Source organism: Mycobacterium sp. 663a-19 (genome assembly GCF_035616495.1).
Lineage (GTDB): Bacteria > Actinomycetota > Actinomycetes > Mycobacteriales > Mycobacteriaceae > Mycobacterium.
Genome location: NZ_JAPJAV010000001.1, coordinates 622,910 through 642,331 on the forward strand (window position 1 = coordinate 622,910; position 19,422 = coordinate 642,331).

Below are 19,422 nucleotides of genomic sequence, written 5' to 3' on the forward strand. Positions count from 1 at the left end.
TCTGCTCGCCAGGTCAGCCCGCACGGCCCCTTTCGGTGCGGTAGCGGCGCACCAGCGCGTCGGTCGAGCTGTCCGACTGCCGCGGGGGCGAGCCGTCGCCGGTGATCACCGGGAGCAGCGCCTTGGCCTGCGTCTTGCCCAGCTCCACGCCCCACTGGTCAAACGAGTCGATGCCCCAGATCACGCCCTCGGTGAACACCTGATGCTCGTAGAGGGCGATCAGCTGGCCGAGCACCGACGGGGTGAGCCGGTCGGCCAGGATCGAGGTGGACGGCCGGTTGCCGGGCATCACCTTGTGCGGCACGACGTCGGCGGGGGTGCCCTCGGCGGCGATCTCTTCCGCCGTCTTGCCGAACGCCAGCACCTGGGTCTGGGCGAAGAAGTTGCTCATCAACAGGTCGTGCATGCTGCCGGTGCCTTCGACGGTGGGCAGGTCGTCGAGCGGCTGGCTGAAGCCGATGAAATCGGCCGGCACCAATCGGGTGCCCTGGTGCAGCAATTGGTAGAAGGCGTGTTGGCCGTTGGTTCCCGGTTCGCCCCAAAAGATTTCGCCGGTGTCGGTGGTGACCGGGGTGCCGTCGGCGCGCGTCGACTTGCCGTTGGATTCCATGGTCAGCTGCTGCAGGTACGCCGCGAAACGGGCCAGGTCGTTGGAATACGGCAGCACGGCACGCGATTGCGCACCCATGAAGTTGGAGTACCACAGCCCGATAAGCCCAAGCAGCACAGGCGCATTGGATTCCAAAGGTGCGGTTTTGAAATGCCGGTCCACAATGTGGAATCCGGACAGGAAGTCAGCGAACGCCTGGCGGCCGATCACCGCCATCAGCGACAGGCCGATCGCCGAATCGACCGAATAGCGGCCGCCGACCCAGTCCCAGAACCCGAACATGTTGTCGGTGTTGATGCCGAAGTCGTCGACCAGGCGCTTGTTGGTGGAGACGGCCACGAAATGCTTTGACACCGCCCCGTCGCCGAGCGCGTCGGTCAGCCAGCGGCGTGCGGCGGTCGCGTTGGTCAGCGTCTCCAGCGTGGAGAACGTCTTCGACGCGACGATGAAAAGCGTTGTGGCGGGGTCTAAATCGGCCAGCTTCGCGATGAGGTCGGCCGGATCGACGTTGGACACGAAGCGCGCCGAGATCCCGGCGTCCACATAGTGGCGCAGCGCCTGGTAGACCATCACCGGTCCCAGGTCCGAACCGCCGATGCCGATGTTGACCACCGTGCCGATCCGCTTGCCGGTGGCCCCGGTCCATTCGCCGCTGCGCAGCCGGTCGGTGAAGTCGCCCATCGCATCCAGCACGGCGTGCACGTCCTCGACGACGTTTTGCCCGTCCACGACCAGCTCGGCGTCCCGGGGCAGCCGCAGCGCGGTGTGCAGCACCGCGCGGTCCTCCGAGGTGTTGATGTGTGCACCGGAGAACATCTGGTCGCGGCGCTCCTCGAGGCCGGCGGTGCGGGCCAGGTCGATCAGCAGCCGCAGCGTCTCGCGGGTGATGCGGTGTTTGCTGTAGTCGATGTAGAGGTCGCCGACGGCGACGGTGAGGTCGCGGCCGCGATCGGGATCGTCGGCAAAGAACTGGCGAAGGTGGGTTCGTCCGATTCGATCGTGATGCCTGCGCAGGGCTTCCCACGCCGGGGTGGCGGTGATGTCCGGGATCGTTTGCAGGGAGGTCATGGTTCGACCCTAATGCGGCCCGGCGCGACGCAGCCAGGTTCGCGCCCGGCCCCGGCGGAGACGGGAATCAGACCGGAATCAGTGGCCGAGCCGGCCTCTGCCCAAGCGCAACAGCAGCATCGCCAGATCCTTGCCGTCCGGGCCGAGCTCGCTGTAGCGCTCGATGACCTTCATCTCGCGGCTGTGCACCAGCCGGGTGCCGCCGGAGGCCATCCGGACCTTGCCGATCGCCTGTGACACTTCGGCGCGCCGCTTCACCGCCGCGAGGATCTCGGCGTCCAGCCGGTCGATCTCCGCGCGCAACTCGTCGATGCCGGCGAGTTCTTCCGTTTCGAGCATTTCCATGTTCATCTCTGCAAACTCCGCGTTCTCGTGATGTGGGGGTTCTGGTCTCATCCGGTAATCAGGCCTCACAAAAGAGACGAGCCCCGAATCCGGAAAGCGGACCACGGGGCTCTGCGACAGCGCTAGACCACGGGCACCGCTGGCCGGTACCCGTAGAAAAATCGGCGACGCGCGTTGAGCACGGAACCGAGTCTAGCCACTGAGAGGCGCACCCGTTGCAAAACGCGATGTAAAGGCCGTCTGCAAAACCCGGGTGGCCGCGGAAACCGGCAAAACCGTTTCCGCGGCCGCCCATCAGCAAACCCGGGCCGGCCCGGCCCGAAAAAGGTCGGCCGCGGCGCCCGAACCGGCCATCCGGCGTCGGCGGGCGGCGGTAAGTTTGGACAGACATGAGTGTGCACGCAACCGATACCAAGCCCGCTCCCGAAGCGGATCGTCTGCTCGACGACCTCAACCCCCAACAGCGCCAAGCGGTGGTGCATCAGGGCTCACCGCTGCTGATCGTGGCCGGCGCGGGTTCGGGCAAGACGGCGGTGCTGACGCGTCGCATCGCGTACCTGATCGCCGCGCGGGACGTCGGGGTCGGTCAGATCCTGGCCATCACCTTCACCAACAAGGCCGCCGCCGAGATGCGCGAACGCGTGGTGCGGCTGGTGGGCCCCCGGGCCCGCGCGATGTGGGTGTCGACGTTTCACTCGACCTGCGTGCGCATCCTGCGCAACCAGGCGTCCCTGATCAAGGGGCTCAACTCCAACTTCTCGATCTACGACGCCGACGATTCGCGGCGCCTGCTGCAGATGATCGGCCGCGACATGGGGCTCGACATCAAGCGGTATTCGCCGCGGCTGCTGGCCAACGCCATCTCCAACCTGAAGAACGAGTTGATCGACCCGGACCGGGCCGTGGCCAACCTGTCCGACGAGTCCGACGACCTGGCCCGCACCGTCGCCTCCGTCTACGGCGAGTATCAGCGCCGCCTGCGGGCGGCCAACGCGCTGGACTTCGACGACCTGATCGGCGAGGCGGTGGCGGTGCTGCAAGCCTTCCCGGAGATCGCCCAGTACTACCGGCGGCGGTTCCGGCACGTGCTGGTCGATGAATACCAGGACACCAACCACGCGCAGTACGTGCTGGTGCGGGAGCTGGTGGGCACCGTGACCGTGGACGGCGTCCCACCCGGCGAGTTGTGCGTCGTCGGCGACGCCGACCAGTCGATCTATGCGTTCCGCGGCGCCACCATCCGCAACATCGAGGACTTCGAACGCGACTACCCCGACGCGACAACCATTCTGCTGGAACAGAATTACCGCTCGACGCAGAACATCCTGTCGGCGGCCAACTCGGTGATCGCCCGCAACTCCGGGCGCCGCGAAAAGCGACTGTGGACCGACGCCGGCGAAGGGGAGCCGATCGTCGGCTACGTCGCCGACAATGAACACGACGAGGCCAGGTTCGTTGCCGAGGAAATCGACGCGCTCGCCGACCGCGGCGAGATCACCTACAACGATGTCGCCGTCTTCTATCGCACCAACAACTCGTCGCGGTCGCTGGAAGAGGTGTTCATCCGCGCCGGCATTCCGTACAAAGTCGTTGGGGGAGTGCGCTTTTACGAGCGCAAGGAGATCCGCGACATCGTGGCCTACCTGCGGGTGCTGGACAACCCCGGCGACGCGGTCAGCATGCGGCGCATCCTCAACACCCCGCGCCGGGGCATCGGTGATCGCGCCGAGGCCTGCGTGGCGGTCTACGCGGAGAACACCGGCGCCAGCTTCGCCGACGCGCTGGTCGCCGCCGCCGAAGGCAAAGTGCCGATGCTGAATACCCGTGCGGAGAAGGCAATCGCGGGTTTTGTCGAGATGCTCGACGAGCTACGGGGCCGCCTCGACGACGACCTCGGCGATCTCGTCGAGTCGGTGCTGGAACGCACCGGGTACCGCCGGGAGCTGGAGTCCTCGAGCGACCCGCAGGAGTTGGCCCGGCTGGACAACCTGAACGAACTCGTAAGCGTCGCACACGAATTCAGCATCGACCAGGCCAACTCCGCCGCCCTCGACGAGTCCCTGCAGATGCCCGAGGACGAGGACGTGCCGGACACCGGTGCGCTGGCGGCGTTCCTGGAACGGGTGTCGCTGGTCTCCGACAGCGACGAGATCCCCGAAGAGGGCGCCGGCATGGTCACGCTGATGACGCTGCACACCGCGAAGGGTCTGGAGTTCCCGGTGGTGTTCGTCACCGGCTGGGAGGACGGGATGTTCCCGCACATGCGGGCGCTCGACGATCCCACCGAGCTCTCCGAGGAGCGGCGGCTGGCCTACGTCGGCATCACGCGGGCGCGACAGCGGCTGTACGTGAGCCGGGCCATCGTGCGGTCGTCCTGGGGACAGCCGATGCTCAACCCGGAGTCGCGGTTCCTGCGCGAGATCCCGCAGGAGCTCATCGACTGGCGCCGCAGCGCCCCCGCCCCGTCGTTCAGCGCGCCGGTGAGCGGAGCCGGCCGGTTCGGCGCGCCGCGCGCGGCACCGACCCGCTCGGGAGCGAGCAAACGCCCGCTGCTGGTGCTGCAGCCCGGTGACCGGGTGACCCACGACAAGTACGGGCTGGGCCGGGTCGAGGAGGTCTCCGGCGTCGGCGAATCGGCCATGTCGCTGATCGACTTCGGCAGCTCGGGACGGGTGAAGCTGATGCACAACCACGCCCCGATCAGCAAGCTCTAGCGCCGAACGCTCGCGGCTATCCGCTCGGCCAGCGCCTTGATCTGCGGGAAAAACGCCAGCACCACGCTGGCGACCGGCAGCACCCACAGCGTGTACACGATCCACGCGACGTGGGCCCCCGCGATGAACACGCCGCCGTAGGTCAGCACCGCGACCACCGCCCCGGCCGCGATCAGGTAGCGCCCCAGCGGCCGGTGCTGCAGCAGCATGATCACGCCGGAAATGGTGGTCGACGCGAACACCACGGCCAGGAACGCGACCGCGATGCAGAACAACCGGTCGGACTTCCACCAGCCGGCGATCAGATCCGTGGCAACCACGGACGTGGCCCATCCGCTGACGATGCTGACGGCACAGGCGGCGACCACGATCCGGCCGTTGGGCTCGACGGCCAGCGGGGCGGCAAGGCCAGCGCCCACGCGCGCGTACGCCGCCGGCGGCGGAATCTGAGTGGTCGACGGCTCCGGGATCGTCGGTATCGGTCCCGTCGGCGCGCGCCGGATGATCCGCGTCCGTGTTTCGGAGGGTGGGTCCGGCGGTTCGGACAGTTGCGCTGCGGGAGGCGGGTCGTTCGGCGCGGTCACCTCATCCAGCGTAGTTGCCGACGTTGATGCCGCGCTTGGCCAGCCACGGCACCGGGTCGATCCTTTCGGTGCCGTTCTGCAGCACCTCGAAGTGCAGGTGTGGGCCGGTGGAATTGCCCCGGTTGCCCATGGTGGCGATCTGGTCGCCGGCCATCACCCGCTGGCCGGCGCTGACCAGCGTGCTGTTGACGTGGCCGTAGAGCGTGACCGTGCCGTCGGCGTGGCGCAGCTTGACCAGCGCCCCGTAGCCGGCGGCCGGCCCGGCCTCGATGACGACCCCGTCGGACACCGCGACGATCGGCGTTCCGATCGAATTGGCCAGGTCGATGCCGGCGTGCAGGACACCCCATCGGTAGCCGAAGTTCGAGGTGAAGATGCCGTGCGTGGGCATGACGTAGAGCGGCTGCTGCAGCCGCGCCTCGCGTTGGGCGCGGTCGTTGGCGAACGCGACCCCCCTGGCGAGCTCCGCGTTGTGCACCGCGGCGTTGGCGGCGGGCTGGACGGTGATCACCTGAGCGCCCCGGGTCGGGTTGCCGGCCGACCCGCCGGTGAGGGCCGACGCGTTGGCGGTCAGCACCGCTTCGGTCTTGGGGGTGTCGGCATGGCTGGTCGCGGTGTGGGCCGCCGCGGCCGCCGCGCCCGCGGCCATCGCCGAGATCAGCACCCGGCCCCTGGCCGCGCTGGTCGGCTGTTTGCGGTGCTGCCCGCCGCGGCGGATCACACCGATGACGTCGGTTATGTCGCTGGGGTTCGAGCGGGCCGGCCCATCGGTGTCGGGCGCCGGTCGCGCCGGGACCGCCGCCGCGACCGGGGCGGCAAGCATCAGCGGACCCAGGTCGTCCACGTCGTGCAGGTCGTCCAGCTCGGGGGCGAGCAGAACCCGGGCTTCGTTGTCGAAGGGCGAGTCGTTGCTGAAGTCCAGGTCGAGAAGTTCGCCGTGGTCGTCGGCGAACTCGAGGCCGTCGAAGTCGAACCCGTCGAGCGGAAGGATCTCGGTGACTTCGTTGTGGTGAGGCTCCGCCCGCCGGCCACCCGCTGCGCGACCCACTCTCACCACGCCGAAATCGGCAGAAGAACGAGCCAAACGGTGCTGGGACAAGCTGAAATGTCCTCGTATCGTGACCATAACGTTATCTGGACCTAAGGAAGGTATCGGTTAACGGACGGAGCTGGCAACCTCGGGGCAATATCCCGACCAATATTGTGATTCGCATCACGTTTCAGGCCCGGCGGTATGTCGTGAGCTGTGCCACATCAGTGGGATGCGGCGATGGCAGCCGTTCGGTGGGTGGATACAGTTCGTCCGTGCGTGTTGCCGAATCCGGCGCCGCCTGGCCTTAGCAGCAAGCCGAGCAAAGACAGTGAGCCCATGGACCTTTTCGAGTATCAAGCCAAAGAGTTGTTCGCCAAACACAACGTACCGAGTACGCCCGGGCGGGTGACGGACACCGCTGAGGGCGCGCGGGCCATCGCCGAGGAGATCGGGCGGCCGGTGATGGTCAAGGCGCAGGTCAAAACCGGCGGGCGGGGCAAGGCCGGTGGCGTCAAATTCGCCGCGACACCGCAAGACGCCTACGAGCACGCCAAGAACATCCTCGGCCTGGACATCAAGGGGCACGTCGTCAAGAAGCTGTTGGTCGCCGAGGCCAGCGACATCGCCGAGGAGTACTACATCTCCTTCCTGCTCGACCGCGCCAACCGCACCTACCTGGCCATGTGCTCGGTGGAGGGCGGCATGGAGATCGAAGAGGTCGCGGCGACCAAGCCCGACCGGCTGGCCAAGGTCCCGGTGGACCCCGTCGAGGGCGTGGATCTGGCAACCGCGCGTTCCATCGCCGAGCAGGGTCACCTGCCGGCCGAGGTGCTCGACGCCGCCGCGGTCACCATCTCCAAGCTGTGGGAGCTCTTCGTCGGTGAGGACGCCACGCTTGTGGAGGTCAACCCGTTGGTGCGCACGCCGGACGACAGGATTTTGGCGCTGGACGGCAAGGTCACCCTGGACGCCAACGCCGACTTCCGGCAGCCCGGCCACGTCGAGTTCGAGGACCGCGACGCCACCGACCCGCTGGAGCTCAAGGCCAAGGAGCACGACCTCAACTACGTCAAGCTCGACGGGCAGGTCGGCATCATCGGCAACGGCGCGGGCCTGGTGATGTCCACCCTCGACGTCGTGGCCTATGCCGGGGAAAAGCACGGCGGAGTCAAGCCGGCCAACTTCCTGGACATCGGCGGCGGCGCCTCGGCCGAGGTGATGGCCGCGGGCCTGGACGTGGTGCTGGGCGACAAGCAGGTCAAGGCCGTGTTCGTAAACGTGTTCGGCGGCATCACGGCGTGTGACGCCGTGGCGACCGGGATCGTGCAGGCGCTGCAGATCCTGGGCGACGAGGCGAACAAGCCGCTGGTGGTCCGGCTGGACGGCAACAACGTCGACGAGGGCCGGCGCATCCTGGCCGAGGCCAACCACCCGCTGGTGACGCTGGTGCCGACGATGGACGAGGCCGCCGACAAGGCCGCCGAGCTGGCGAGCGCCTGAAAGGACCACTGAAACATGGCTATCTTCCTGACCAAAGACAACAAGGTCATCGTCCAGGGCATCACCGGTAGCGAGGCCACCGTGCACACGGCCCGAATGCTCAAGGCGGGCACGCAAATCGTCGGCGGTGTGAACGCGCGCAAGGCCGGCACCACCGTCACGCACGAGGACAAGGGCGGCCGGATGATCAAGCTGCCGGTGTTCGGCAGCGTCTCCGAAGCGATGAAACAGACCGGCGCCGACGTGTCGATCATCTTCGTGCCGCCGAAGTTCGCCAAGGACGCCATCATCGAGGCCATCGACGCCGAGATCCCCCTGCTGGTGGTCATCACGGAGGGAATCCCCGTGCAGGACAGCGCATATGCCTGGGCCTACAACCTGCACAAGGGCGCCAAGACCCGCATCATCGGCCCGAACTGCCCCGGCATCATCACCCCGGGCCAGGCGCTGGTGGGCATCACGCCGGCGAACATCACCGGCCCGGGACCGGTGGGGCTGGTGTCCAAGTCCGGCACGCTGACCTACCAAATGATGTACGAGCTGCGCGATCTCGGCTTCTCCACCTCCATCGGCATCGGCGGCGACCCGATCATCGGCACCACCCACATCGACGCCATCGAGGCCTTCGAGAAGGATCCCGACACCAAGGTCATCGTGATGATCGGCGAGATCGGCGGTGACGCCGAGGAGCGCGCGGCCGACTACATCAAGGCGCACGTGTCCAAACCGGTCGTCGGCTATGTCGCGGGATTCACTGCGCCAGAAGGCAAGACGATGGGCCACGCGGGCGCGATCGTGTCCGGCTCCTCGGGCACCGCCGCCGCGAAGAAGGAGGCCCTGGAGGCGGCCGGGGTCAAGGTCGGCAAGACCCCGTCGGCGACGGCGGCGCTGGCCCGGGAGATCCTGACCAGCCTGTAACGACGGTTTCGCACAGTGACACTGGACCCGCGCACGCCCGTCGTCGTCGGTGTTGGGCAGGCGGCCGAGCGCATCGACGACGCCTACTACCGCGCGATGTCGGGCGTCGAATTGGCCACGGCCGCAGTGCGTGCCGCGCTGGACGACTGCGGCGCCGACGTCGCCAAGGTCGCGGCGACGATCGACACCGTCGCGGGCGTAAGGCAATTCGAGATCTCCGGGCCGGCCCAGCCGGTGCTGGGCAAGTCGAACAACTACCCGCGCTCGGTGGCCAACCGGATCGGTGCGGACCCCGCCCGCGCCATCCTCGAGGTCGTCGGCGGCCAAGGCCCGCAGCATCTGATCACCGAGCTGGCCGGCGAGATCGCCGCCGGCCGTTCGGAAGCCGCGCTGATCTTCGGCTCCGACGCGACGTCGACCACCCGGTACTTCGCCGGGACCGAGAATCGCCCGGACTTCTCCGAGACCGTCGACGGCTCGCTCGAGGACCGCGGCTACGGGCTGGACCGGCTCGTCACGCGCTACACGGTCGTCCACGGGCTGGTCGACGCGCCGACGCAGTACGCGCTGCTGGAAAACGCCCGCCGCGCCGGAACCGGGCTGGGCCCAACGGAATACCTGCGGCGGATGGGCGAGCTGTTCGCGCCGTTCACCAAGGTGGCCGCCGGTAATCCGTTCGCCGCCGCGCCGGTGGAGCGCAGCGTCGACGAGCTGATCACCGTGACCGAGAGCAACCGGATGATCGCGGAGCCCTACCCGCGGCTGCTGGTCGCCCGCGATCAGGTCAACCAGGGCGCGGCCGCGTTGCTGACGTCGGTCGAGGCCGCGCGGCGGCTGGGCGTGCCCGAGGAGAACTGGGTGTACCTGCACGGCCACGCCGACCTCGAGGAGCAGCCGCTGCTGGAACGCCCGGACCTGGGGCACGCGCCGTCGGCCGTGATGGCGGTTCGTGAGGCGCTGCGGGTGGCCGGCATCGGCGTCGACGACGTCGCCACCTTCGACCTCTACAGCTGCTTCCCGGTGCCGGTGTTCAACATCTGCGACGGCATGGGCATCGCGCCCGACGATCCGCGCGGCCTGACCCTGACCGGCGGGCTGCCCTTCTTCGGCGGCGCCGGCAACAACTACTCGATGCACGGCGTCGCCGAGACTGTGTCCCGAATGCGAAGCGCGCCAGGAGAATTCGGCCTAGTCGGTGCCAACGGCGGCATCCTGAGCAAGTACTCGGTCGGCATTTACTCGACCACCCCGACCGAATGGAAGCCGGACCGCAGCGCCGCGCTGCAGGCGCAGATCGGCGGATCGCCCACGCAGGCGGTGACCGAGAAGGCCGAGGGCGCCGCCACTGTCGAGACCTACACCGTGCGGCGCGATTCGGGGCGGCTGACCGGGATCATCGTCGGCCGGCTGGCCGAAGACGGCGCCCGATTCCTGTCGACCACCGAGGACGAAGAATTGATCGCGCTGCTGACCGACGGCGACCCGTTGGGTCGCGAGGTCCGGGTGCGCTCCTTCGACTACGGCAACCGCTGCTTTCCACGCTGAGCAGACGCGAAAGCACCCGACACGCCGGGCGTGCGGGTGCTTTCGCGTCTGCTCGTCACACCAGGGCGGCCAGCTTGCCGGCCAGCCGCTCGACGTAGGCGGCGATCTCGTCTTCGGGGCGGTCCGGCATGCCGAACAGCACCTCGGTGACCCCGAGCTCGGCCCAACGCGCCAGCTTGTCGGGCACCGGCTTGAAGTCCAGGGCCACGATCTGCGGCGCGCCCTCGCGGCCGGCGGCCGCCCAGGTGTCCTGTAGCAGCTTCACCGGCTCGTCGATGTCGAAGTCGCGCGGGGTGGTGATCCACCCGTCGGCGCTGCGGGCGATCCACTTGAAGTTCTTCTCGTTGCCGGCGGCGCCGACCAGCACCGGAATGTGCGACTGCACCGGCTTGGGCCAGGCCCAGCTGGGGCCGAACTTGACGAATTCGCCGTCGTAGGCGGCTTCCTCCTCGGTCCACAGCGCCCGCATCGCCTCGATGTACTCGCGCAACATGGTGCGGCGCCGGCCCGGCGGCACGTTGTGGTCGGCGAGTTCGTCGGTATTCCACCCGAAGCCGACGCCGAGGCTGACCCGGCCGCCGGACAGATGGTCGAGGGTGGCGATGCTTTTCGCCAGCGTGATCGGGTCATGCTCGACGGGCAGCGCCACCGCGGTGGACAGCCGCACCCGCGAGGTGACCGCGCACGCCGCGCCCAGACTCACCCACGGGTCCAGCGTGCGCATGTACCGATCGTCGGGCAGCGACGCGTCACCCGTCGTCGGGTGGGCCGCCTCGCGCTTGATCGGGATGTGGGTGTGTTCTGGCACGTAGAACGTCTTGAAGCCGTGGTCGTCGGCGAGCTTGGCGGCCGCCGCCGGGGAGATGCCACGGTCGCTGGTGAAAAGCACAAGGCCGTAATCCATGCACAGGATTAGAACGTGTTCTACCTAGCGGGGGCAAGCGGGCCTCGCGCGGACGGGCGCCCCCGACACTCCGGTGGCCCCGGCGAAGGCACCCGAACGTGCGCTAGCGTGGTTCATCGATCGCGTCGCACCGAAAGCGCAGCAAGGCCGGTGGCTATGGAACGGCGCGCCGGGAGCACAGCGTCGCACTGCAAGGCTGGCGCCGCGGAGGCCTTCAAGGCACGGAAGCAACAGGAGGAGTCATGACCTACTCGCCCGGTAGTCCCGGATATCCACCAGCGCAACCCGGCGGCTCCTACCCAGCCGCCACACCGTCGTTCGCCAAGGACGAGAACGTGGAGAGCAGCCTTCCGCTGTACCTGAACATCGCGGTGGTGGTGCTGGGCCTGGCGGTGTACCTGCTGAATTTCGGGCCGACGTTCACCATCGGGGCCGACCTCGGGCCGGGCGCCGGCGGGCGTGCCGGTGATGCCGGCACCGCGGTCCTCGTCGCGTTGCTGGCCGCGTTGCTCGCCGGGCTGGGCCTGCTGCCCAAGGCGAAGAGCTATGCGGGCATTGTCGGTGTGATCGCCACATTGGGTGCCTTGCTGGCGATCTCGGAGACGATCAACACGCCGTCGGGTTTTGCGATCGGCTGGGCGATGTGGCCTCTGGTGGCCTGCAGCATTTTCCAGGCGATCGCCGCCGTCGTCGTGATCCTGTTGGATGCGGGCGTCATCACCGCGCCGACGCCCCGGCCCAAGTACGACCCCTACGCGCAGTATGGCCAATACGGGCAGTACGGGTACGGCGCGCAGCCGCCCGGCGGGTATTACGGCCAGCCCGGTGCCCAGCAGCACGCTCCATACGGATCGCAGTACGGCGGTTATCAGTCGAGCCAGGCGCCGACCCAGAACGCCGCGATCCCGAACCCGTCGACCGGCGGATTCAACGCGTCGTCGGGCGCCCAGCCCGCGGCGCAGCAGGGGTCGTCCACACCGCCCACCGGCTTCCCGAGCTTCAGCCCGCCCCCGCAGGGCGGCGGGGCGAACCCGGCCGGCGAGCAGCAGTCCTCCGGCCAGGGCCAGGAGCAGTCGCCGTCGTCACCGGCTGGGCCGGCGCCGGCCTAACCGCGCGCCTTCGCGCCTAGTCGGGCACGTTCGCCAAGAGTGAAAAGGGTGTCGGAAAGCTCGGACGACCGGGCGGCGGGCGCTCGACAGGCGCGTGACCTCGTCAGGGTCGCGTTCGGCCCGGCCGTGGTGGCGTTGGGCATCATCGCCGCGGTCACGCTGCTGCAGTTGCTGATCGCCAACAGCGACATGACCGGCGCGCTGGGCGCCATCGCCAGCATGTGGCTCGGCGTGCACCAGGTGCCGATCTCGATCGGCGGCCGCGAACTCGGCGTGCTGCCGCTGCTGCCGGTCATGTTGATGATCTGGGCCACCGCGCGCAGCACCGCGCGGGCCACCTCCCCGCACTCGTCGTGGCTCGTGGCCCGCTGGGTCTTCGCCTCGGCGCTGGGCGGGCCGTTGCTGATGGCGGCGATCGCGCTGGCGGTGATCCACGACGCGTCGTCGGTGATCACCGAGCTGCAAACACCAAGCGCCCTGCGGGCTTTCGTCAATGTGCTGGTGGTGCACGCCATCGGCGCCGCGATCGGCGTGTTCTCCCGGGTGGGCCGACGGGCGCTGACGGCGTCGCCGCTGCCCGATTGGCTCGGCGATTCCGCGCGTGCCGCGGCCGCCGGCGTGCTGGCGCTGGTCGGCCTGTCCGGCATGGTGACTGCCGGGTCTCTGGTCGTGCACTGGGCGACGATGCAGGAGCTCTACGGGATCACCGATTCGATCTGGGGTCAGTTCAACCTCACGGTGCTGTCGGTGTTGTATGCGCCCAACGTCATCGTCGGCACCGCGGCGGTCGCGGTCGGGTCCAGCGCCCACCTCGGCTTCGCGACGTTCAGTTCGTTCACCGTGTTCGGCGGCGACATCCCCGCGCTGCCGGTGCTGGCCGCGGTGCCACGGCCGCCGCTCGGCCCGGTGTGGGTGGCGCTGCTCATCGTCGGCGCGGCGTCCGGTGTGGCGGTCGGGCAGCAATGCGCGCGGCGTCCGCTCCCGCTGCTTCCGGCGCTGGCCAAGCTGCTGGTCGCGTCCGTCGCCGGGGCGCTGGTCATGTCGCTGGTCGCATACGCCGGCAGCGGCCGGCTGGGCAACTTCGGCGATGTCGGCGTGGACCAGGGTGCGCTGGTCGTCGGCGTGTTCTTCTGGTTCGCGGTCGTCGGCTGGGTCACGGTGGTGATGAGCGGCGGGATCCGGCGCCGGCCGCGGCGACCGAAGCGACCCGAACCCGCGGTCGCGGCCGAACCCGAACCCGCTGAGCCCCCGGCCGAACCCGAACCCGAACCCGACGAGCCAACGGCCGAACCCGAAGTGTCGGTCGGCGGCGACGAGCCGGCCGCAGCCCCGGCCGAGGAGGACGCGACCGAGCGCGACGCGGAGGAATAGACGCAAACCGTATGGCGCCCATCACTCCCAGTAGGCTCGCCGATGTGCAGCAACCGCTCCACGTGCCCCCGAGCGCACCGGCGCGGCTGGTGGTGCTCGCGTCGGGCACCGGGTCGCTGCTGAGCTCGCTGCTCGCCGCCGCCGTCGGCGGCTACCCGGCCCGCGTGGTCGCCGTCGGCGCCGACCGCGACTGCCTGGCCCTCGAGATCGCCGAGGCCGCATCGGTGCCGACCTTCACCGTCAGGCTCGGCGACCACGCCAGCCGCGAGGCCTGGGACGCTGCCATCACCGAAGCCACCGCCGCGCACTCGCCGGATCTGGTCGTATCCGCGGGATTCATGAAACTACTTGGGCCACAGTATCTTTCACGATACTGCGGCCGCATCCTCAACACGCACCCGGCGCTGCTGCCGGCGTTTCCCGGTGCGCACGCGGTGGCCGAGGCGTTGGCCTATGGCGTGAAGGTCACCGGCTGTACGGTGCATTTGGTGGATGCCGGCACCGACACGGGACCGATATTGGCGCAGCAATCCGTCGCGGTGCTCGACGGCGACACCGAGGAGACACTGCACGAACGCATCAAGGTCACCGAACGGAAGCTGTTGGTGGACGTCGTGGCCGCGATCGCAACCCGCGGCGTGACCTGGACCGGACGAAAGGCGACCCTGGGATGAGCACTCCCGTGAGCAACGACGAGTCAAGAAGGGCGATTCGCCGCGCGTTGATCAGCGTCTACGACAAGACCGGGCTGATCGAACTCGCCCAGGGTCTCAGTGCGGCCGGCGTCGAGATCGTCTCGACCGGATCGACCGCCAAAACCATTGCCGGCAAGGGCATCCCGGTGACACCGGTCGAGGAACTGACCGGCTTTCCCGAAGTGCTCGACGGCCGGGTCAAGACACTGCATCCGCGGGTGCACGCCGGCCTGCTGGCCGACCTGCGCAAGCCGGAGCACGCCGCGGCGCTCGAGCGGCTCGGGATCGCGGCGTTCGAACTGGTCGTCGTCAACCTGTATCCGTTCAGCGAGACCGTCGACTCCGGCGCCGGCATCGACGACTGCGTCGAGCAGATCGACATCGGCGGGCCGTCGATGGTACGGGCGGCCGCGAAGAACCATCCCAGCGTCGCGGTGGTCACCGACCCGCTGGGCTACGACGGGGTGCTCGCCGCGGTGCGCAACGGCGGATTCACGCTCGCCGAGCGCAAAAGGCTGGCGTCGCTGGCCTTTCAGCACACCGCGGAGTACGACATCGCCGTCGCGAGCTGGATGGAGTCGACGCTGGCGCCCGAGCATCCACCGACGGCGTTCCCGCAGTGGTTCGGCCGCGGCTGGCGCCGCTCGGCGATGCTGCGCTACGGCGAGAACCCGCACCAGCAGGCGGCGCTGTACGTGGACCCTGGCGCCTGGCCCGGCCTGGCGCAGGCGGAGCAGCTGCACGGAAAGGAGATGTCCTACAACAACTTCACCGACGCCGACGCGGCCTGGCGGGCGGCCTTCGACCACGAGCAGACGTGTGTGGCAATCATCAAGCACGCCAACCCATGTGGGATCGCCATCTCGTCGATTTCGGTCGCGGACGCGCATCGCAAGGCGCACGAGTGCGATCCGCTGAGCGCCTTCGGGGGAGTCATCGCGTCGAACACCGAAGTCAGCGTCGAGATGGCGGAATATGTCAGCACCATCTTCACAGAGGTGATCGTCGCACCCGCGTACGCGCCGGGAGCCGTCGATGCGCTGACGCGCAAGAAGAACGTCCGGGTGCTGGTGGCCTCCGAGCCGCTGACCGGCGGTGCCGAGCTGCGAGCGGTCAGCGGCGGGCTGCTGATGCAGCAGCGCGACGAGCTCGACGCGCACGGCGACAATCCCGCGAACTGGACGCTGGCGACCGGGTCACCGGCCGATCCGGCGACGTTGACCGACTTGGTCTTTGCGTGGCGCGCGTGCCGCGCGGTCAAGTCGAACGCGATCGTGATCGCCGCGGACGGCGCCACCATCGGCGTCGGGATGGGCCAGGTCAACCGTGTCGACGCGGCCCGGCTGGCCGTCGCGCGCGGCGGCGATCGGGTCCGGGGCGCCGTCGCGGCCTCCGATGCGTTCTTCCCGTTCCCCGACGGCCTCGAGACGCTGGCCGCCGCCGGGGTGAGGGCGATCGTGCACCCGGGAGGATCGGTGCGCGACGACGAGGTGACCGAGGCCGCGGCCAAGGCGGGTGTCACCGTGTACCTCACCGGCGCGCGCCACTTCGCTCACTGAACACCAGGCATCGCGCGCGGACCAGCAACGCGTAGCGTGGAGTGGTGCCATCACCGAGCAACCTGCCCCGCACGGTCGGCGAGCTGCGTGCCGCAGGCCATCGTGAGCGGGGAGTGAAGCAGGAAATCCGCGAGAATCTGCTGACCGCGCTGGCCGACGGGGACGAGGTCTGGCCCGGCATCCTGGGCTTCGACGAGACCGTCATCCCGCAGCTGGAACGGGCGCTGATCGCCGGTCATGACGTCGTGCTGCTCGGCGAGCGCGGCCAGGGCAAGACCCGGCTGCTGCGCGCGCTGGTCGGGCTGCTCGACGAGTGGACGCCGGTGATCGGCGGGGCCGAACTCGGCGAGCACCCCTACACGCCGATCACGCCCGAGTCCATCCGGCGGGCCGCCACGCTCGGTGACGATCTGCCGGTGGAGTGGAAGCACCGCAGCGAACGCTATACGGAGAAGCTGGCCACTCCGGACACCAGCGTCGCGGACCTGGTCGGCGACATCGACCCGATCAAGGTCGCCGAGGGCCGCAGCCTCGGTGACCCGGAGACCATCGCCTACGGGCTGATCCCGCGGGCGCACCGCGGCATCGTGGCGGTCAACGAACTGCCCGACCTCGCCGAGCGCATCCAGGTGTCGATGCTCAACGTGATGGAGGAGCGCGACATTCAGGTCCGCGGCTACACGCTGCGCCTGCCGCTGGACGTGTTGGTGGTGGCCAGCGCGAACCCCGAGGACTACACCAACCGCGGCCGCATCATCACCCCGCTCAAGGACCGCTTCGGCGCCGAGATCCGGACCCACTACCCGCTGGAGCTCGAGGCCGAGATGGGCGTGATAGCCCAGGAGGCGCACCTGAGCGCCCAGGTCCCCGAGTACCTGATCCAGGTGCTGGCCCGGTTCGCCCGGTACCTGCGCGAGTCCAGTTCGGTCGACCAGCGCTCGGGGGTGTCGGCGCGGTTTGCCATCGCGGCGGCCGAGACCGTCGCGGCCGCGGCCCGGCATCGCGGCGCGGTGCTGGGCGAGACCGACCCGGTGGCCCGCGTGGTCGACCTGGGCACGGTGATCGACGTGCTGCGCGGCAAGCTGGAATTCGAGTCCGGCGAGGAGGGCCGCGAGCAGGCGGTGCTCGAACACCTGCTGCGCCGGGCGACCGCCGACACCGCGTCGCGGGTGCTCGGCGGCGTCGACGTCGGCTCCCTGGTGGCCGCCGTCGAGGCCGGTTCGGCGGTGACGACGGGCGAGCGGGTGTCGGCCAAGGACGTGCTGGCCGCGGTGCCGGGGCTGCCCGTCGTCGACAAGATCGCCAAAAAGCTGGGCGCCGAATCCGAGGGCGAGCGCGCAGCGGCGCTGGAGCTCGCGCTGGAAGCCCTGTACCTGGCCAAGCGGATCGACAAGGTGTCCGGGGAGGGCCAAACCGTCTATGGCTAGGGGCCATTCGTCGCGCTACTCGGCGTACACCGGCGGACCCGACCCGCTGGCCCCGCCGGTGGACCTGCGCGAGGCGCTCGAACAGATCGGGCAGGACGTTATGGGAGGCACCTCGCCGCGCCGGGCGCTGTCCGAGCTGCTGCGCCGCGGCACCAACAACATGCCCGGCGCCGACCGGCTCGCGGCCGACGCCAACCGCAGGCGGCGGGACCTGTTGCGCCGCAACAACTTGGACGGCACGCTGCAGGAGATCAAGAAGCTGCTCGACGAGGCCGTGCTGGCCGAACGCAAGGAACTGGCCCGCGCGCTGGACGACGACGCCCGCTTCGGCGAACTGCAGCTGGACTCGCTGCCCGCCTCGCCGGCCAAGGCCGTGCAGGAGCTCTCCGACTACAACTGGCGCAGCGCCGAGGCGCGCGAAAAGTACGAGCGGATCAAGGATTTGCTGGGCCGCGAGATGCTGGACCAGCGCTTCGCGGGGATGAAGCAAGCGCTGGAGGGCGCCACCGACGAGGATCGCCAGCGCGTCACCGAGATGCTGGACGACCTCAACGAGCTGCTGGACAAGCACGCAAGAGGTCAGGACACGCCACAGGACTTCCAGGACTTCATGGACAAGCACGGCGAGTTCTTCCCGGAGAACCCGCGCAACGTCGAGGAGCTGCTGGACTCGCTGGCCAAGCGCGCCGCCGCCGCGCAGCGCTTCCGCAACAGCCTCAGCCCCGAGCAGCGCGCCGAGCTGGATGCCTTGGCGCAGCAGGCTTTTGGCTCACCGTCGTTGATGCAGGCGTTGAACCGGCTCGACGCGCATCTGCAGGCCGCCCGGCCGGGGGAGGACTGGACCGGCTCCGAGCAGTTCTCCGGTGACAACCCGTTGGGCATGGGTGAGGGCACCCAGGCGCTGGCCGACATCGGCGAGCTCGAGCAGCTGGCCGAGCAGTTGTCGCAGAGTTACCCGGGCGCCACCATGGACGACGTCGACCTCGACGCGCTGGCACGCCAGCTCGGCGACCAGGCCGCCATCGACGCCCGGACGCTGGCCGAACTGGAACGCGCGCTGGTGAACCAGGGGTTCCTGGATCGTGGCTCCGACGGCCAGTGGCGACTGTCGCCCAAGGCCATGCGCAGGCTCGGCGAGACGGCGTTACGCGATGTGGCGCAACAGCTTTCCGGCCGCCACGGCGAGCGCGACCATCGGCGTGCCGGCGCGGCCGGCGAGCTGACCGGCGCGACCCGGCCCTGGCAATTCGGTGACACCGAGCCGTGGAACATCTCGCGCACGCTGACCAATGCGGTGCTGCGCGAGGCGGGGACCGCGACCCTGGAGGGCGGGGCCGGCCCGATCCGGATAAGCGTCGACGACGTGGAGGTCTCCGAGACCGAGACCCGCACCCAGGCCGCGGTGGCGCTGCTGGTGGACACCTCGTTTTCGATGGTGATGGAGAATCGCTGGCTGCCGATGAAGCAGACCGCGCTGGCGCTCAACCACCTGGTGTGCACCCGGTTTCGGTCGGATGCGTTGCAGATCATCGCGTTTGGGCGGTACGCGCGGACGGTGACCGCGGCCGAGCTGACAGGTCTGGAGGGTGTCTACGAGCAGGGCACCAACCTGCATCACGCGCTGGCGCTGGCGGGCCGTCACTTGCGCCGGCACCCCAACGCGCAGCCCGTCGTGCTGGTGGTGACCGACGGCGAGCCGACCGCCCACCTGGAGGACGTCGACGGTCAGGGGTCTTCCGCCGTGTTCTTCGACTATCCGCCGCATCCGCGGACCATCGCCCACACCGTGCGCGGGTTCGACGAGATGGCCCGGCTGGGCGCGCAGGTCACCATCTTCCGGTTGGGCAGCGACCCCGGGCTGGCCCGGTTCATCGACCAGGTCGCGCGCCGCGTCGAGGGACGCGTCGTGGTGCCCGATCTCGACGGCCTGGGCGCCGCCGTGGTGGGCGACTACCTGCGCTCCCGGCGGCGCCGCCGGTAAGTTGCGCGAGCAGACGCAAAATCACCCAAATTTCGCAAGATTTGGGCGATTTTGCGTCT

General features: G+C 69.1%; 15 protein-coding genes. 10 read left to right on the forward strand and 5 right to left on the reverse strand.

The features are described from left to right. Window positions 1-13: 13 nt before the first annotated feature. A complete protein-coding gene (pgi, locus tag OQ968_RS03145; RefSeq protein ID WP_324674537.1) occupies window positions 14-1,678 on the reverse strand; it encodes a glucose-6-phosphate isomerase in 1,665 nt (554 codons plus the stop codon). A 78-nt stretch (window positions 1,679-1,756) separates the two neighbouring features. Next, window positions 1,757-2,074, reverse strand: a complete 318-nt coding sequence (locus OQ968_RS03150; RefSeq protein ID WP_324675059.1) for a chorismate mutase — start codon at window positions 2,072-2,074, stop codon at window positions 1,757-1,759. A gap of 338 nt (window positions 2,075-2,412) precedes the next feature. Between OQ968_RS03150 and pcrA the strand changes: the two genes are divergently transcribed. Continuing rightward, window positions 2,413-4,737 (forward strand): DNA helicase PcrA, encoded by a 2,325-nt coding sequence (gene pcrA, locus OQ968_RS03155; RefSeq protein ID WP_324674539.1) that lies wholly within the window; start codon window positions 2,413-2,415, stop codon window positions 4,735-4,737. Here pcrA and OQ968_RS03160 read toward each other — a convergent pair. Together OQ968_RS03160 and OQ968_RS03165 are read right to left on the reverse strand one after the other, a co-directional pair. Beyond that, window positions 4,734-5,321, reverse strand: a complete 588-nt coding sequence (locus OQ968_RS03160) for a hypothetical protein (RefSeq protein WP_324674542.1) — start codon at window positions 5,319-5,321, stop codon at window positions 4,734-4,736. The two genes, pcrA and OQ968_RS03160, sit on opposite strands and share 4 nt — an antisense overlap. Before the next feature lies 1 nt (window position 5,322). Then, entirely contained in the window at window positions 5,323-6,369 is a 1,047-nt protein-coding gene (locus tag OQ968_RS03165) for a M23 family metallopeptidase (RefSeq protein WP_324674544.1), read from the reverse strand. Window positions 6,370-6,690: 321 nt separating this feature from the next. Between OQ968_RS03165 and sucC the strand changes: the two genes are divergently transcribed. Genes sucC through OQ968_RS03180 form a run of 3 tightly spaced genes read left to right on the forward strand, consistent with a single transcriptional unit; the run spans window position 6,691 to window position 10,317 of the window. Next, window positions 6,691-7,854, forward strand: coding sequence for an ADP-forming succinate--CoA ligase subunit beta (gene sucC / locus OQ968_RS03170; RefSeq protein WP_324674546.1), 1,164 nt, complete (start codon window positions 6,691-6,693; stop codon window positions 7,852-7,854). 15 nt (window positions 7,855-7,869) lie between these two features. Continuing rightward, window positions 7,870-8,772 (forward strand): succinate--CoA ligase subunit alpha, encoded by a 903-nt coding sequence (gene sucD, locus OQ968_RS03175; RefSeq protein ID WP_324674548.1) that lies wholly within the window; start codon window positions 7,870-7,872, stop codon window positions 8,770-8,772. A 15-nt stretch (window positions 8,773-8,787) separates the two neighbouring features. Then, window positions 8,788-10,317, forward strand: a complete 1,530-nt coding sequence (locus OQ968_RS03180; RefSeq protein WP_324674549.1) for an acetyl-CoA acetyltransferase — start codon at window positions 8,788-8,790, stop codon at window positions 10,315-10,317. Between the two features lie 55 nt (window positions 10,318-10,372). On the opposite strand, the gene OQ968_RS03185 is transcribed toward OQ968_RS03180, so the two are convergent. Beyond that, complete coding sequence (locus OQ968_RS03185; protein WP_324674550.1) at window positions 10,373-11,221, reverse strand: LLM class F420-dependent oxidoreductase; 849 nt, start codon at window positions 11,219-11,221, stop codon at window positions 10,373-10,375. A 242-nt stretch (window positions 11,222-11,463) separates the two neighbouring features. Here OQ968_RS03185 and OQ968_RS03190 point away from each other — a divergent pair, with 242 nt between their 5' ends. From OQ968_RS03190 to OQ968_RS03215, 6 genes are read left to right on the forward strand one after another with little or no spacing between them, the layout of a single operon-like run. Further along, complete coding sequence (locus tag OQ968_RS03190) at window positions 11,464-12,330, forward strand: DUF5336 domain-containing protein (RefSeq protein ID WP_324674551.1); 867 nt, start codon at window positions 11,464-11,466, stop codon at window positions 12,328-12,330. Between the two features lie 39 nt (window positions 12,331-12,369). Further along, window positions 12,370-13,701: a DUF6350 family protein gene (locus OQ968_RS03195; RefSeq protein WP_324674552.1), complete on the forward strand. Its 1,332-nt coding sequence runs from the start codon at window positions 12,370-12,372 to the stop codon at window positions 13,699-13,701. 44 nt (window positions 13,702-13,745) lie between these two features. Then, the gene (purN, locus tag OQ968_RS03200) at window positions 13,746-14,375 is read left to right on the forward strand and encodes a phosphoribosylglycinamide formyltransferase (protein ID WP_324674553.1); all 630 of its coding nucleotides are present in this window, start codon (window positions 13,746-13,748) and stop codon (window positions 14,373-14,375) included. A gap of 8 nt (window positions 14,376-14,383) precedes the next feature. Continuing rightward, window positions 14,384-15,955 (forward strand): bifunctional phosphoribosylaminoimidazolecarboxamide formyltransferase/IMP cyclohydrolase, encoded by a 1,572-nt coding sequence (gene purH / locus OQ968_RS03205; RefSeq protein ID WP_324675061.1) that lies wholly within the window; start codon window positions 14,384-14,386, stop codon window positions 15,953-15,955. A 41-nt stretch (window positions 15,956-15,996) separates the two neighbouring features. Next, a complete protein-coding gene (locus OQ968_RS03210) occupies window positions 15,997-17,382 on the forward strand; it encodes an ATP-binding protein (protein ID WP_324674555.1) in 1,386 nt (461 codons plus the stop codon). After that, window positions 17,375-19,363: a VWA domain-containing protein gene (locus tag OQ968_RS03215; protein ID WP_324674557.1), complete on the forward strand. Its 1,989-nt coding sequence runs from the start codon at window positions 17,375-17,377 to the stop codon at window positions 19,361-19,363. The genes OQ968_RS03210 and OQ968_RS03215 overlap by 8 nt, the downstream gene beginning before the upstream one ends. Window positions 19,364-19,422: the final 59 nt, after the last annotated feature.

What these genes read in the sequence shown, in the direction of transcription:
- OQ968_RS03185 (WP_324674550.1), bottom strand. Translation starts at nt 11,221, where the DNA reads ATGGATTACGGCCTTGTGCTTTTCACCAGCGACCGTGGCATCTCCCCG.
- OQ968_RS03190 (WP_324674551.1), top strand. Translation starts at nt 11,464, where the DNA reads ATGACCTACTCGCCCGGTAGTCCCGGATATCCACCAGCGCAACCCGGC.
- sucD (WP_324674548.1), top strand. Translation starts at nt 7,870, where the DNA reads ATGGCTATCTTCCTGACCAAAGACAACAAGGTCATCGTCCAGGGCATC.
- OQ968_RS03150 (WP_324675059.1), bottom strand. Translation starts at nt 2,074, where the DNA reads ATGAGACCAGAACCCCCACATCACGAGAACGCGGAGTTTGCAGAGATG.
- pcrA (WP_324674539.1), top strand. Translation starts at nt 2,413, where the DNA reads ATGAGTGTGCACGCAACCGATACCAAGCCCGCTCCCGAAGCGGATCGT.
- sucC (WP_324674546.1), top strand. Translation starts at nt 6,691, where the DNA reads ATGGACCTTTTCGAGTATCAAGCCAAAGAGTTGTTCGCCAAACACAAC.
- OQ968_RS03215 (WP_324674557.1), top strand. Translation starts at nt 17,375, where the DNA reads ATGGCTAGGGGCCATTCGTCGCGCTACTCGGCGTACACCGGCGGACCC.
- pgi (WP_324674537.1), bottom strand. Translation starts at nt 1,678, where the DNA reads ATGACCTCCCTGCAAACGATCCCGGACATCACCGCCACCCCGGCGTGG.